A 14,232-nucleotide genomic window follows, 5' to 3' on the forward strand; every position below is an offset into this window, starting at 1 on the left:
TCAGCATAGACAGCGAACGCATTTCCGACTGCATTACCGATTGATAGCCAACGAACATCAATCTATCCAAAATTGTCACTTAACATTTCTAAATGTGTCAGCCACTATTCCAGGTCTTAAGCGAAACAAGCACATTCAAAAAGAACGCTGGAGACATAAAACCATGACTAGCCCTACCCGGCCCGACTCTACCCGTTCGAAAGTGGGGGCGGTATTTCGCGTTACTTCGGGCAACTTCCTCGAACAGTTCGACTTTTTTCTGTTCGGTTTCTACGCCACCTACATCGCTGCCGCCTTCTTCCCCGCCGCTAATGAGTTTGCGTCATTAATGATGACCTTCGCCGTATTCGGCGCAGGGTTTCTGATGCGTCCGTTGGGCGCGGTCATCCTGGGTGCCTATATCGATGACGTCGGTCGCCGCAAAGGGCTGATCGTGACCTTGTCGATCATGGCCAGCGGCACCCTGCTGATCGTGCTGGTGCCCGGTTATCACACCATCGGTTTGTGGGCACCGCTGCTGGTGCTGCTCGGTCGTTTACTGCAAGGCTTCTCGGCCGGTGCGGAACTGGGCGGTGTGTCGGTGTACCTGTCCGAAATGGCCACGCCAGGCCGCAAAGGCTTCTACACCAGCTGGCAATCCGGCAGCCAGCAGATCTCCATCGTGGTCGCCGCCGCACTGGGTTATGGCCTGAACGTGTGGATGGAGCCGGCCGTGGTGGCCGATTGGGGCTGGCGCATTCCGTTCGCCCTCGGCTGCGTGATCATCCCGTTCATTTTCATCCTGCGCCGCAACCTGCAGGAAACCGAAGAGTTCGCCAACCGCAAGCATCGCCCGACCATGCGCGAAGTGATGGCGACCCTGGTGAAAAACTGGACCGTGGTCATCGGCGGCATGCTGATGGTGGCCATGACCACTACCGCGTTCTACCTGATCACCGTGTATGCGCCGACTTTCGGCAAGACCGTGCTGCAATTGAGCACGTCCGATGCGCTGCTGGTGACCTTGCTGGTAGCCGTTTCGAACTTTGTCTGGCTGCCGATCGGCGGCACCTTGAGCGATCGTTTCGGTCGCAAGCCGGTGCTGATCGCGATGACCGTACTGACCGTTCTCACGGCTTACCCAGCGCTGTCCTACGTGGTGAACGCGCCAAGCTTCGCCCATATGCTGGAAACCCTGCTGTGGTTCTCCTTCCTCTATGGCATGTACAACGGCGCGATGATCCCGGCCCTCACCGAAATCATGCCGGTGGAAGTGCGCGTGGCGGGCTTCTCCCTGGCCTATAGCCTGGCCACCGCGATCTTCGGCGGTTTCACCCCGGCGATCTCCACCTGGTTCATCCACATCACCGAAGACAAGGCCTCGCCGGCCTACTGGATGATGTTCGCCGCAGCATGCGCGCTGTGCTCGACCCTCGCGCTGTATCGTCGTGCCAACGCCCGTGGGCAAGTGATGCAGGGGGCCGCACAATGAAGGCTCTGCTCAAGACCCTGACGGCCCTGGCCCTGGGCGCACTGGCATTGTCGGCCCAGGCCGAGCAGTTGAAGGTAATGACATCGGGTGGCTTCACTGCCGCCTATAAACTGCTTGGCCCGCAATATGCCAAGCAAAGCGGCGATACCCTCGACACTATCCTCGGCCCGTCGATGGGCAAGGCGCCGGAAGCGATTCCCAACCGCCTGGCCCGAGGCGAACCCGCTGACGTGGTGATCATGGTCGGCTACGCCCTGGATGACTTGATCAAGCAAGGCAAGGTCGACCCGGCCTCCCGCGTGGAACTGGCAGACTCGCGCATCGGCCTGGTGGTAAAAGCCGGCGCCGTCAAACCGGCCATCGGCACCGATGCCGAATTGAAAGCCACCCTGAGCAAAGCCAAGTCGGTCGCCTATTCGGACAGCGCCAGCGGTGTATACGTCGAGAAAGAGTTGTTCAAGAAGCTCGGCATGCCCGCCAAAGGCACCATGATCGAACGCCAGCCGGTGGCCGAACAGGTGGCCAAGGGTGACTACGAAGTCGGCCTGCAACAGGTGGCGGAATTGTTGCCGGTGCCAGGTGTGACCTTCGTCGGCAAGATCCCGGAAGATGTGCAATCGGTGACGCGCTTTGCCGCCGGCATTCCGGTCAACGCGCAACACCCGGAGCAGGCCAAGGCGTTGTTGCAATTCCTGGCCTCACCCCAGGCGCAACCGGTGGTGCAATCCACCGGCCTGGACTCGGTGTCACGCTGAGCGAAACGGCATCTCCCGCAATAACCGCTCCAACTCCAGCGCCGCTGGCGGCAATGTCCGCCCGCGGCGTTTTATCAAGCCCACGTTGCGCATCACCTGCGGTTCCACCAGCGGCACGCCGACCAGGATCGGGTGCTCCAGGGCCGGCATCGCAATCGATGGCACCATCGCCACGCCCAATCCCGCCTCCACCAGGCCGATCATGGTAGTCACATGGTGCGTTTCGCAGACACTCGGCTTTTTCACCCGTATGCCGCGCAAGGCCTGGTCAAGCAGGAGGCGGTTGCCGGAGGTCTTGTCCAGGGTGATGTAATCATGTTCGCAGGCCTCGGCCCAGCTCACGCTGTCGCGCTGGGCCAGCGGGTGATCGCGGCGACAGGCCAGCACGTAGCGCTCCTGCAACAACAGTTCGAATTCCACTTCCTCGGCCAGGCTGCCGCTGAAACTCAAGCCGAAATCCGCTTCGCCACTCTCCACCGCGCTGCACACCTCGCCGGCACTGGTATCCAGCACCCGCAAGCGGATCTTCGGGTACAGCTTGCGGAATTCGGAGATCACGTGGGGCATGAAGTAGTACGCGGTGGACGGCACGCAGGCGACAGTGACATTGCCCATGCGCGTGGACGCGACGTTGCTGATGCCCATCAGCGCCACGTCGAGATCGTCAAGCATGCGTTCGACTTGTGGCAAAAACGTACGGCCCACCATGGTCAGGCTGACCCGCCGGGTAGTGCGTTCGAACAGCTTCACATCAAGGGCGGTTTCGAGCTTTTCGATGCGCCGGCTGAGGGCCGGTTGCGAGATGCGGATGGCCTCGGCGGCGCCACGGAAACTGCCCTTGTCTACCACGGCGCGGAAGGCCTGGAGGTCGTTGAGGTCGAAGTTGATGATCACGGGAGGGCCAATATGGTCGAAGTGGCGGGCATTATCGTACGCGAGCCGCAGGGTCGCCATCTGTGCGTGACCGATACGCCGTTAAATGACCCGCGTCACTGGCCAAACAGAAGGCCCAAACTATAGTCCCCCAGGGCACTTTTTAAAGTGACGCCCCCCCCGAACGAATCCGCTTGAAACAATTCCAAACAGCTCAATTTAGTATAGATTGCGCGCACCGCATCAATGGCATTCAAGGAGGTTACCGTGGCAACTCTGCAAACGAACACAATCCAGGCCCTGCAAGCTAATCGCAGCTCTCTCCTTGACCAATGGAAAGCCCGTCTCGAAGCCTCGGGGGCCACGCGCAATATCAAGCCTGACGACGTGCAAACACAGACCGCCGAGTTCCTGGCTCTGCTGACTGAAGCCCTGCAAAATGGCGGTTCGCAGCACATCGATCATGAAAACTGGGCACAAACCCGCCTATTCCTGGAAAAGCTCTCCCACACCCGCGCCCTCGCCGGCCAGGACTCGCAGCAGACCGCCAGCTTCATTTTTGTCCTCAAGGGCCCGCTGTTCACGCTGTTGCAGCGTGAATATGCCGACCAACCGGCACAATTGGCCGAACAACTGCTGACAGTCTCCGAGCTGCTCGACGCCCTGGGCATGCACACCATCCGCACCTTCCAGAAATCCCGCGAGTCGGTGATCAAGCGCCAGCAGGAAGAGTTGCTGGAGCTGTCCACGCCGGTGGTCAAGTTGTGGGAAGGCGTCCTGGCCCTGCCGATGATCGGCACCCTGGATTCGCAACGCACCCAGGTGGTGATGGAATCGCTGCTGCAACGCATCGTCGACACCGGCGCGGAAATCGCGATCATCGACATTACCGGCGTACCGACCGTCGACACCCTGGTCGCCCAGCACCTGCTCAAAACCGTCACGGCCATCCGCTTGATGGGTGCCGACTGCATCATCAGTGGCGTACGCCCGCAAATCGCGCAGACCATCGTGCACCTGGGTCTCGACCTGCAAGGCGTGGTCACCAAGGCCAACCTGGCCGATGCGCTGGCACTCTCCCTCAAACGCTTAGGCGTTACCGTCACCAAGGCCGTTTAAGCATGGAACGCATCCCTATTTTGCAGATGGGCGAGTTCCTGCTCGTGACCATCCAGGTGGACATGCACGACCAACTCGCGCTGACCCTGCAGGACGACCTGTCCGAGCGCATCAGCCGTACCTCCGCCCGCGGTGTGCTGATCGATATCTCGGCGCTGGACATGGTCGACTCGTTCATCGGACGCATGATCGGCACCATCTCCGGGCTGTCGCGCATCATGGATGCCCAGACGGTATTGGTCGGCATGCAGCCCGCCGTAGCCATTACGCTGGTGGAACTGGGCATGACCCTGCCTGGCGTGGCGACGGCGTTGAATGTCGAGCGCGGCATGAAACTGCTGCGCGACCGGGTAGAACACTCATGACCCAAGCCAGCAATGGCACCCACCCGGTGCTGATCGAACAGGACGTCGTGCTGGCTCGACAACTCGTACGCAAACTGGCCCAGGACTGCGGCATGCGCCTGATCGACCTGACCAAGCTGGTCACGGCGGTCAGCGAGTTGGCGCGCAACACAGTGGTCTATGGCAAGGGTGGCTACATGGACTGGGCGGTGGTCGAAAAAGACCACCGACCCGGCCTGCGCCTGACCTTTCGCGATGAAGGCCCGGGCATTCCCGACCTGAAACTGGCAATGACCGACGGCTGGACCTCCGGCAGCGGCCTGGGCCTGGGGCTCACCGGGGCCAAGCGCCTGGTGGATGAATTTGAACTGGAGACCGCGCCAGGCCAGGGCACCCGCGTGACGATCACCCGATGGGCCTGAATATTCCCAGTGCCTTGACGCATGTGCTGCTGATTGAAGACACCAGCCAGGTCGGCCACGCCCGCCGCACGGCGCAGCAACTCGCCGAGCAGTTGGGCTTCGACGACACCGATGCCGGGCGCGTGGCCCTGGTGGCCACCGAACTGGCCAGCAATGTCCTCAAGCATGCCGAACATGGCCAACTGCACCTGCGCACCACCGGTAATGGCGGCCTCGAACTGGTCGCCATCGACCGTGGCCAAGGCTTCGACCTGAATAGCTGCCTGGTGGACGGTTACTCTACCGGGGGCACCCAAGGGATTGGCCTGGGTGCGATTTCGCGCCTGGCCCAGGTATTCGATGCCTACGCCAATCCACGCGGAACGGCGATCCTGGCCAGGCTGTATCCACGCGGCTCAGTGGCAAAGGACATTCGCTACGGGGTCAGCCAGCACTCACTGCATGATGATCCGCATTGCGGCGATGCCTGGCACCTGGCAATCGAACCCGGTGGTTTCAGTGTGATGGTGGCCGATGGACTGGGCCATGGCGAATATGCCGAGCAAGCCGCCCGGGCAGGTGAGGTGGTATTTGCCCAGAATGCCTTCCTGGATTCGACGGTGCTGATGAACGATCTGCACATTGCCATGAACGGCACCCGCGGTGGCGCCCTCGCCGTGGCCCAATACGATGCCCAGGCCGATAACCTGAGGTTTACCGGCGTGGGCAATATTGGCGCCAGCCTGATCGGGCCGGAAAAGTCCCGTGGCCTGGCCTCCCATCCCGGGATCGTCGGCGTGCAGTTTCGCAAGGCACATGCCTTCGACTACGCTCAAGTGGGCGGCCAGTTGCTGATCCTCTACAGCGACGGCCTGCAGTCACGCTGGAACCTGTCGGACTACCCCGGGCTCGTCCACCGCCACCCTGCCCTGATCGCCGCCGTCCTGCACCGTGACTTCTGTCGCGGCCGGGATGACGTCACGGTCTTCGTGATTGCCCTGGAGGCCATTGATGGCTGATACCCCTGCCGCGCTCGCCGCTGAAATACAACGCCTTCGCCTGGAGGCGGACGCCCTGCGTGCCGAGCTGGACGAAACCAACCAGGGCGTGCTGGCACTGTATGCCGAACTGGACACCCAGGCCGACCAACTGCGCCAGGCGTCGGACCTCAAGAGCCGCTTCCTGTCCTACATGAGCCATGAGTTCCGCACGCCGCTGGGCTCGATCCTGAGCATCACCAGCCTGCTGGCCGATGAGCTGGATGGCCCGTTGAGCGAGGAACAGCACACCCAGGTCGGCTTCATTCGCAACTCGGCCCGCGAACTGCGCGAGATGGTCGATGACCTGTTGGACCTGGCGAAGATCGAGGCCGGACGTATCAGCATTTCCCCGGCCTGGTTCGATATGTTCGACCTGTTCTCGGCGTTGCGCGGCATGTTCCGGCCGATTGTCGATGCGTCCTCGGTGGACCTGATCTTCGAAGAGCCCTCCGGCTTGCCCAAGCTCTACACCGATGACAAGAAACTGGCGCAGATCCTGCGCAACTTTATCTCCAACGCGCTGAAGTTCACCGCGCAGGGCGAAGTGCGGGTGTCGGCGCGCATGGAGAATGAACACGAGATACGCTTTGCGGTGCAGGACACCGGCCTGGGTATACCGGGTGAATTGCACAGCAATCTGTTCGAAGACTTTTCCCAGATCGATTCGCCGTTGCAAAAGCGCCTGCGCGGCACCGGCCTGGGCCTGTCCTTGTGCAAGCGTTTCGCCGAACTGCTCGGTGGCCGGGTAGGCGTGGAAAGCACACCCGGTGTGGGCTCGCTGTTTTTTGTGGTCATTCCCTTTTCCATCGCCAGCGAGACCGTCGATGAAACGTGACATACAACTGCTGATCGTCGACGACAACGCTGCCACGCGCTATGCCCTGCGCCGACGCCTGGAGCGCCATCATTACCTGGTACTGGAAGCCGGCACGGGCCAGGAAGGGCTCGACCTGATCGCGAGGGGCAAGATCGACGCACTGATCCTGGACGTCAACCTGCCGGACATGAGCGGCTTCGACATCGTGCGTGGTTTGCGTGCCAACCCGGCCACGGCCTTGCTGCCGGTGGTGCACGTTTCGGCGGCGTCCATCGAGACCGGCGACATCATCACCGGCCTGGACGCAGGCGCCGATGCCTACCTGATCCACCCGGTAGACCCCGAGGTGCTCCTGGCGACCCTGCGCACCTTGCTGCGGGTACGCGACACCGAATACGCACTGCGCGAAAGCGAGGCGCGCTTCCGGGAAATCTTCTTCAATATCAGCGCACCGATTGCGGTGATGGACGCGCAGTTGAAGGTTCACGAGTGCAACCACGCCTTCGCCCAACTGATCCACGACAACCTCAACCCGGACGCCCTGCTCGAATGCTTCGCCAGCGATCAATACAGCGTCATCCAGGAGCTGTGCCTGCGCCTCGCGGCGGGTGAACGCTGGAAGGGCACGCTGCAGATGAAGGTCGATGGGCAACTGCGCGAAACCGAATGGCAGATTTCGCCCTATGACCGCGCCGAATTGAGCCTGGTGTTTGTCGAGGACGTGACCGAACACCGCCATCGTGAACGTCACCAACAGGCCGAGCTGGCCAACGCCGCCACCCAGTTGGCACGTACGGAAGCGCAACTGCTCCAGGCCCAGAAAATGGATGCCCTGGGCAAGCTCACCGGCGGTATCGCCCACGACTTCAACAACCTGCTGACGGGCATCATCACCAGCCTGGAACTGATCAAGAAGCGCATCGAAAGCCAGCGCACCGACAAGGTCCTGGGTTATGCCGACGCGGCGCTCAGTTCAGCCCTGAGCGCCGCCGGCCTGACCAACCGTCTGCTCGCCTTCGCCCGCCAGCAGCCGCTGGACACCCGGCCGACCGATATCAACGCACATATCCGCTCGCTGGAAGAGTTGCTGGTGCGCACCATCGGCGAACACATTGCCCTGAAACTGGAGCTGACGAGCAACCTTGCCGTGGCGCTGGTAGACCCGATCCAACTGGAAAGTGCGGTACTGAACCTGGTGATCAACGCGCGGGATGCACTGCCCCAGGGCGGGATTATCTGGGTGACGACTTACCCGTCGTATTCCAACGGCAACCTCAAGCTGGAAGATGGGCCGTACGTTGCCCTGTCGGTACGGGACAACGGTGTGGGCATCGAGCACAGCGTGATCGACAAGGTGTTCGACCCCTTCTTCACCACCAAACCCGTCGGCCAGGGCACCGGCCTGGGTCTGTCGACCATCTATGGCTTTGCCCGCCAGTCCGGCGGTGATGCACAGATTCGTAGCGTGACCCGCCAGGGCACCGAGGTGACCCTCATGCTCCCCGCCGCCGACGGCCCCGCCACCCTTGCCACCAAGACCGTGGCGGTGCCGGGCAACAGCAAGGGCGAACACATACTGATCGTTGAAGACATGCCCTCGGTCCGCAGTTTTGTCGCCGAGGTACTGACGGATGCCGGCTACCGCTGCAGCCTGGCGGCCGATGGTGACGAAGCCATCGTCATCCTGAAAGCCAATGCGGGCATCGATCTGCTGCTGACGGATGTCGGCTTGCCGTACATGACTGGCCGGGAGCTGGCCGACCACGCGCGAGCCCTGAACCCCAACCTGCCGATCCTGTTCATGACCGGCTACGCCGAGAATGCGGCCAACCGCCAGAACTTCCTGGGCGAACGCATGGACCTGATCACCAAGCCTTTTCATATCGATGAGCTGCTGGAAAAGATCAGACAGGGCGTAGGGGAGCAGGGCTAGGCGCCGATAGACCGGGACACCTAACAGGGCAGGAAGCCTATCTGCTGGCGGAAGGCGGCAGCGATCCGGTGCTGGAACGCACGCGTGCCCGGGCCTCAGAAATTTTCACCGTAAAACTGCGCAGTATCACTCAATTGATCGAGCCGCGAACCTGTCAGGAATGACAGTACCGCTGGTCTTGCAACGCGTTGACGGGTGGCCGCTTCGGGACTTTGCTTAGGCATACCGCTACCGGCAATGTGTCGGCGTACAGCGGGAGACATGGGTTTGCGAGGATACGAAGAATGAGCGGAAGACAAAACGGTACGGTGAAGTGGTTCAACAGCGAAAAAGGGTATGGGTTCATTACTCCGGAGAGCGGGCCTGACCTTTTCGTTCATTTCAGAGCGATTCAGGGGGATGGATACAAAGAATTGAAAGAGGGGCAGAAAGTCACTTTCGTAGCCGTGCAAGGTCAGAAGGGCATGCAGGCGGATGAAGTGGCCGTGCAGGTCTGATCCCCTTCGGATCAACGTTTGAGGCCCTCACTGAAGTCGCTATGTTGCACTGAAAAAGGAGAACGGCCATGCCCTGTAAAGCTCCGCGGACTGCAATCACCACCAGCAGCGAGACAGCGACCTACGATGACCAGGATATCTTCTTCCACAGCCCGTCCTTCGCCAGGGGAGGCCAGTTGCTACGCGAAGGGCAAACCGTGACCTACGAGTTGAGAAGAAGAAGCGACGGTGTGCTGGAGGCATTCAACATTCGCGTTGAGGAAGAACCCAGTACGCATTAGTGCAGCCTACGGCGTGCCATGAACCGCGTTCGCGGCACGCCTTTCACTCTTTCCTCCCCCGTACGGCCAACGCCCCACCTGCGCACGGACTGCTGCCTCGTCATGCAGTGCGTGCCAGAGCGTCGCATCGATAGCACTGATGATTACTATCGAAACGAGCGCCTGCCCGATTTTCAGTACCGGTTCCTATAATCGCCTCCAATTTCCCTCCCCCGCGCCTGGCTTCAGGCGACATTCACCCTGGAACCCAACACCATGCCAAGTGCCAGCCAAGCCCCCAGCGGCCTCCCCGAACATAATCAACAGAGCGTCAAACAGCAGTGGCTGGCGATTCTCTCGGTCGCCGTCGGTGCCTTCGCCCTGGTCACCAGTGAGTTTCTCCCGGTGGGCGTGCTCAACGACGTCGCCGCCGACCTCGGCATCAGTGCCGGCCACGCCGGTCTGATGGTGACCCTGCCCGGCATCATGGCGGCCCTCGCCGCCCCGTTGCTGTCGGTGATCATTGGCGCCATGGACCGCCGCTACCTGCTGATCGGCCTGACGCTGATCATGATCATTGCCAACATGGTCGTGGCGTTCGCCAGTGACTTCAGCCTGCTGCTGTTCGGCCGCGTGCTGCTGGGCATCAGTATCGGCGGTTTCTGGGCGACGGCCATCGCCCTCAGCGGCCGCCTGGCGCCCAAGGGAGTGGACGTCGCCAAGGCCACCTCGATCATCATGATGGGCGTGACCCTGGCCACCGTACTGGGCGTGCCGGTCGGTACCTGGCTCAGTGGCTTGATGGGTTGGCGCATGACGTTCCTGGTCACCGCGCTGGTGGGTATCCCGGTGTTGTTGGCGCAGGTCCTCCTGCTGCCCCGGCTGGACCCGGAGAAAGCCATTCTCGTGCGCGACCTGCCCGCCTTGTTCATCAACCCACGGGCTCGGGTCGGGTTGATCGCGGTATTGCTGATCGGGTTGGCACACTTTGCTGCGTACACCTATGTCGCACCGTTCTTTAAATACAGCTCCGGTTTCGACGGCCCAACGATTGGTTCACTGTTGCTGCTCTTTGGCGTGGCTGGGGTATTCGGAAATATTTTTGCCGGTTTTGCCGCCAACCGCAGCGTACGCCACACCTTGATGCTGGTTGCACTGATGATCGGCACCAGCACCGCCCTTTTCCCTTACTTCGCCACCGGCATGACCGGCGCAGCGATGCTGATCGGCCTGTGGGGCTTTGCCTTCGGCGCCTTCCCGGCCTGTGCAAGTATCTGGATGTTCGTGGTCGCGCCCAAGGATGTCGAACGCGGCATGCCGCTGTTCGTCGCCTTGTTCCAGGTGATCATTGCCCTGGGTTCGTTCTTTGGCGGGCGGATCGTCGACCAGATGGGCAGCTCGGTGTTGTTGAGCCTGGCCACGGCCTTGGTCGGCGTCGGTTTTATGACCGTGCTGGTGCTGGGGCGGAATGTAAGCAATAGCCTGGCGGCCCAACCCGCCTGAGCGAAGAGTGCCCACCCAAAAAGCCTGCTGAGCCTTAAGCCCAGCAGGCTTTTTTATTTTCAATGTCGCAACGACCGTCACAGCGATGGAAAAGCCTGGTAATGAGAATTCGCACAATGAATCTTGTGCCCCCGGGCCCCTGGGCTAGCCTGAAAAAGTCGCCGCCGTGGCGACAGACTGCCAAGGAGGTTATATGCCAGCTAGATATCGTGATGCGGTCACAGGGGAGTACGTGACAGAGGCTGAGGCAAAGAAGAGGCCTAGGGAGACGGTGAAGGAGACGGATAAAAAGCCGCCGTCAAAGCCCAGGGGCAAGAAGCAGGGTCACGCTTGAAGGCTTGCTGGCCACAGCGAAGGAACGATTACATTCCAAAATGAAAAAGCCCCGTAGCTTACTCGGCTACGGGGCTTTTTCTATGTAATGGCGGAGAGATAGGGATTCGAACCCTAGGTACCGGTGAAGGTACAACGGATTTCGAATCCGTCCCATTCGGCCACTCTGGCATCTCTCCAACGGCGCGCATCATAACAGCATGATTCGTGGATGCAAAGCGCCGAAGCGATTTTTTTCCGTGCTATCAGATGCTTGCGTCGATTAAAGCGGTACGCCGAGACGATTGGCGACTTCTTCGTAGGCTTCGATCACGTCACCGAGGCCCTGGCGGAAGCGGTCTTTGTCCATCTTCTTCTTGGTGTCCTTGTCCCACAGGCGGCAGCCGTCCGGACTGAATTCGTCGCCCAGAACGATGGAGCCGTCGTGGAACACGCCGAACTCGAGCTTGAAGTCCACCAGCAGCAGGCCGGCGGCGTCGAACAGCTTGCTCAGCACGTCGTTGACCTTGAGGGACAGCTCCTTCATGCGCGCCAGTTGCTCAGCGGTACCCCAGCCGAATGCCACGACGTGGGATTCGTTGATGAACGGGTCGCCCTTGGCGTCGTCCTTCAGGAACAGTTCGAAGGTGTACGGATTGAGCTTGAGGCCCTCTTCCACGCCCAGGCGCTTGACCAGGCTGCCGGCGGCGTAGTTACGCACGACGCATTCAACCGGGATCATGTCGAGCTTCTTGACCAGGCACTCGTTGTCGCCCAGCAGTTTGTCGAATTGGGTCGGGATGCCGGCCGCTTCGAGCTTCTGCATGATGAAGGCGTTGAACTTGTTGTTCACCATGCCTTTGCGATCAAGTTGTTCGATGCGTTTGCCGTCGAACGCCGAGGTGTCGTTGCGAAACAGCAGGATCAGGCGGTTGGCGTCGTCGGTCTTGTACACCGACTTGGCTTTGCCGCGGTAGAGTTCTTCACGTTTTTCCATGATGGGCTCCGCTTGCTAAATGGTGGGCTAGGCGATGTGTCGCCAGTCGAGCCCTGAATCTTGATCGGCCAGTTGCAGCCAGTCCGGGTCGCACCCGAGGGTGTCGACAAAACATTGCCGGGCCAGCTGCGGCAGGTTGTTCTTGCTGCTCAGGTGGGCCAGGACCAGGTGTTGCAAGTCTTGCCAGCCCAACTCATACACCAGGTACGCCGCCTGGTGGTTGTTCAAATGTCCCAGTTCGCCGCCCACCCGCTGCTTGAGGAAGTAGGGGTAATGACCACGGGCCAGCAGGTCTCGGCAATGGTTGGACTCGATCATCAAAGCATCGAGGTTCCGGTAGCCGTCCAACACCTTGGCGCAGTAGGAACCCAGGTCGGTCAGTACGCCGAAGCGCCGCTCACCGTCACTGAAGACATACTGCGTCGGCTCCTGGGCGTCATGCGCCACGGCAATCACGTCGATGCTCAAGGCGCCGATTTGCAACTGCTCGCCACCGGCCAGGAAACCTGCGGGTTCAATGGGTTTGCGCATCCCGCGCAAGGTGCCGCGACTGAGGTACACCGGGAGATTGTAGCGCCGAGACAGCAAACCCACGCCATGCACGTGGTCGGCATGTTCGTGGGTTACCAGAATCGCGCTCAGCTGCGCGGGGTGAACCCCCAGGCGCAGCAGGCGCCGCTCGGTTTCTTTTAACGAGAAACCACAATCCACCAGCACATACGTGTCGTCATGTGCGACCAGCGTGCCGTTCCCTTGGCTACCGCTGCCGAGAACGGCAAAACGCATCGGATCAGCCCAGGTTGTCCTGAATCACGCCCAACACTTTGCGCGCTGTTTCAGCTGGCGCAACGGTATTGATGTTCTTCTCGACGGTGACCTGCACGCTGTCGCCCACCTTGCTCAAACGAACCTGGTAACGCTCGGCGCGGGTCTCGATCTCTTCCTTGGTCGGCTTGCTGCCGAACAGTTTGCCGAAGAAACCAGGCTCGTCGTCTTTACGCTCGGCCTTTTCCGCCACGTTGATGTAGTACAGGCCCAGGCTGCGGTTGATGTCTTCAACGCGCCAAGGGCCCTGCTCCAACGCGCGGCCAACACTGGCCCATGCACGGTCGAGGTCTTCACCCAGGTTCAGCACCACGTTGCCGCTGCCGTCTTCGGTGAGGCTGACGCGGCTCGGGGTGTCGTAATCACGGGCGGCGAGCAGGGAAACCGAACCACCCTTCTCGGAGATACGGCTCATGCTGGCCAGCATCTCGTCGACCAGCGCCGAGTCGACACCGGTGTTAACCGAGCGGTTGGTGAAGTCAACGTTGGCGGTGCTGCCGGCCGGGCGCTCGGCGCTGACCACGTAGACCTCACTGGTATTGCGCTGTACGCCTGGCTCGATGCGCACACGCACGCGGGCTTCGCTGTCGGCGGCTACGCCACCGGCCTGCAAGCGCTTGGCCATGGTGGCGGACAGCTCGCTGCCCTGCTGCCATGCGGTGGTGAACTCACCGGTCTGCGGGCGCTGCTCGTCCAGGCGGAAACCGTTGTCCTGGAAGAACTGCACGGCCACCGGCCAGACTTCGGCAGGTGGGCGTTGTGCCACGATCCAGCGCGAGTCGCCGCTCTTCTGCAGGCTGTAGTCGCTGGCATCCGCCACCGCCGAGATCGGCTGTGGACGCGGCACCACGTATTCACCCTTGGTGGTGTCGTCGGCGACGTTGCGCGGGATCGGCAGCAACGGGTCAAGGCGCTTGGCGACGTTGACGCCCGGCGGCAATTCCATCGGTTTGGTGGGTTGTGCTTCCAGGTAATCGCTGCCGCGGTCACGGAAGTAGCCTTCCGGGCCCCAGATCCAACCGCAGCCACTGGTGCTGGAGATAATCAAGGCAAGTGCGGAAAGTCCGGCCAATCGCTTCATGCGT

15 protein-coding genes and 1 tRNA gene are annotated in these 14,232 nt (G+C 61.2%); 11 read left to right on the plus strand and 5 right to left on the minus strand.

Annotated features, from left to right (window positions below; all coding sequences use genetic code 11):
• Positions 1–163 precede the first annotated feature (163 nt).
• Positions 164–1,471, plus strand: coding sequence for an MFS transporter (locus tag BM026_RS04760; protein WP_071488951.1), 1,308 nt, complete (start codon positions 164–166; stop codon positions 1,469–1,471).
• Positions 1,468–2,226 (plus strand): substrate-binding domain-containing protein, encoded by a 759-nt coding sequence (locus BM026_RS04765; protein WP_092247250.1) that lies wholly within the window; start codon positions 1,468–1,470, stop codon positions 2,224–2,226. Before BM026_RS04760 ends, BM026_RS04765 begins: the two co-directional genes overlap by 4 nt.
• Here the strand turns inward: BM026_RS04765 and BM026_RS04770 are convergent.
• A complete protein-coding gene (locus tag BM026_RS04770; RefSeq protein ID WP_092247636.1) occupies positions 2,218–3,120 on the minus strand; it encodes a LysR family transcriptional regulator in 903 nt (300 codons plus the stop codon). The two genes, BM026_RS04765 and BM026_RS04770, sit on opposite strands and share 9 nt — an antisense overlap.
• 246 nt (positions 3,121–3,366) lie before the next feature.
• On the opposite strand from BM026_RS04770, the gene BM026_RS04775 reads away from it, so the two are divergent.
• The 9 genes from BM026_RS04775 to BM026_RS04815 all read left to right on the plus strand — a co-directional run bounded on the left by BM026_RS04775 (position 3,367) and on the right by BM026_RS04815 (position 11,013).
• On the plus strand, positions 3,367–4,218 hold the full coding sequence (locus tag BM026_RS04775) for an STAS domain-containing protein (protein WP_093527561.1): 852 nt from the start codon (positions 3,367–3,369) through the stop codon (positions 4,216–4,218).
• 2 nt (positions 4,219–4,220) lie between these two features.
• Positions 4,221–4,583 (plus strand): STAS domain-containing protein, encoded by a 363-nt coding sequence (locus tag BM026_RS04780; protein WP_017254285.1) that lies wholly within the window; start codon positions 4,221–4,223, stop codon positions 4,581–4,583.
• A complete protein-coding gene (locus BM026_RS04785; RefSeq protein WP_071488948.1) occupies positions 4,580–4,984 on the plus strand; it encodes an ATP-binding protein in 405 nt (134 codons plus the stop codon). Before BM026_RS04780 ends, BM026_RS04785 begins: the two co-directional genes overlap by 4 nt.
• Positions 4,975–5,982, plus strand: coding sequence for an ATP-binding protein (locus tag BM026_RS04790; protein ID WP_092247245.1), 1,008 nt, complete (start codon positions 4,975–4,977; stop codon positions 5,980–5,982). Before BM026_RS04785 ends, BM026_RS04790 begins: the two co-directional genes overlap by 10 nt.
• On the plus strand, positions 5,975–6,838 hold the full coding sequence (locus tag BM026_RS04795) for a sensor histidine kinase (protein WP_092247242.1): 864 nt from the start codon (positions 5,975–5,977) through the stop codon (positions 6,836–6,838). Before BM026_RS04790 ends, BM026_RS04795 begins: the two co-directional genes overlap by 8 nt.
• Positions 6,828–8,753, plus strand: a complete 1,926-nt coding sequence (locus tag BM026_RS04800; RefSeq protein ID WP_093527563.1) for a response regulator — start codon at positions 6,828–6,830, stop codon at positions 8,751–8,753. Before BM026_RS04795 ends, BM026_RS04800 begins: the two co-directional genes overlap by 11 nt.
• A gap of 284 nt (positions 8,754–9,037) precedes the next feature.
• A complete protein-coding gene (locus BM026_RS04805) occupies positions 9,038–9,250 on the plus strand; it encodes a cold-shock protein (protein WP_092247236.1) in 213 nt (70 codons plus the stop codon).
• 68 nt (positions 9,251–9,318) lie between these two features.
• Positions 9,319–9,531, plus strand: a complete 213-nt coding sequence (locus BM026_RS04810) for a cold-shock protein (RefSeq protein WP_092247232.1) — start codon at positions 9,319–9,321, stop codon at positions 9,529–9,531.
• Positions 9,532–9,786: 255 nt separating this feature from the next.
• Positions 9,787–11,013, plus strand: a complete 1,227-nt coding sequence (locus BM026_RS04815) for an MFS transporter (protein ID WP_071488945.1) — start codon at positions 9,787–9,789, stop codon at positions 11,011–11,013.
• Between the two features lie 422 nt (positions 11,014–11,435).
• On the opposite strand, the gene BM026_RS04825 is transcribed toward BM026_RS04815, so the two are convergent.
• The 4 genes from BM026_RS04825 to bamC all read right to left on the minus strand — a co-directional run bounded on the left by BM026_RS04825 (position 11,436) and on the right by bamC (position 14,228).
• A tRNA-Ser gene (locus tag BM026_RS04825) sits at positions 11,436–11,525 on the minus strand.
• A gap of 83 nt (positions 11,526–11,608) precedes the next feature.
• Complete coding sequence (gene purC, locus BM026_RS04830; RefSeq protein ID WP_093126057.1) at positions 11,609–12,322, minus strand: phosphoribosylaminoimidazolesuccinocarboxamide synthase; 714 nt, start codon at positions 12,320–12,322, stop codon at positions 11,609–11,611.
• Positions 12,323–12,349: 27 nt separating this feature from the next.
• A complete protein-coding gene (locus BM026_RS04835) occupies positions 12,350–13,108 on the minus strand; it encodes an MBL fold metallo-hydrolase (RefSeq protein ID WP_012722776.1) in 759 nt (252 codons plus the stop codon).
• A 4-nt stretch (positions 13,109–13,112) separates the two neighbouring features.
• Positions 13,113–14,228 (minus strand): outer membrane protein assembly factor BamC, encoded by a 1,116-nt coding sequence (gene bamC, locus BM026_RS04840; RefSeq protein WP_058425138.1) that lies wholly within the window; start codon positions 14,226–14,228, stop codon positions 13,113–13,115.
• Between the last annotated feature and the right edge of the window lie 4 nt (positions 14,229–14,232).

It is taken from the genome of Pseudomonas sp. NFPP24 (assembly GCF_900112095.1).
Classification (GTDB): Bacteria; Pseudomonadota; Gammaproteobacteria; order Pseudomonadales; family Pseudomonadaceae; genus Aquipseudomonas; species Aquipseudomonas extremorientalis.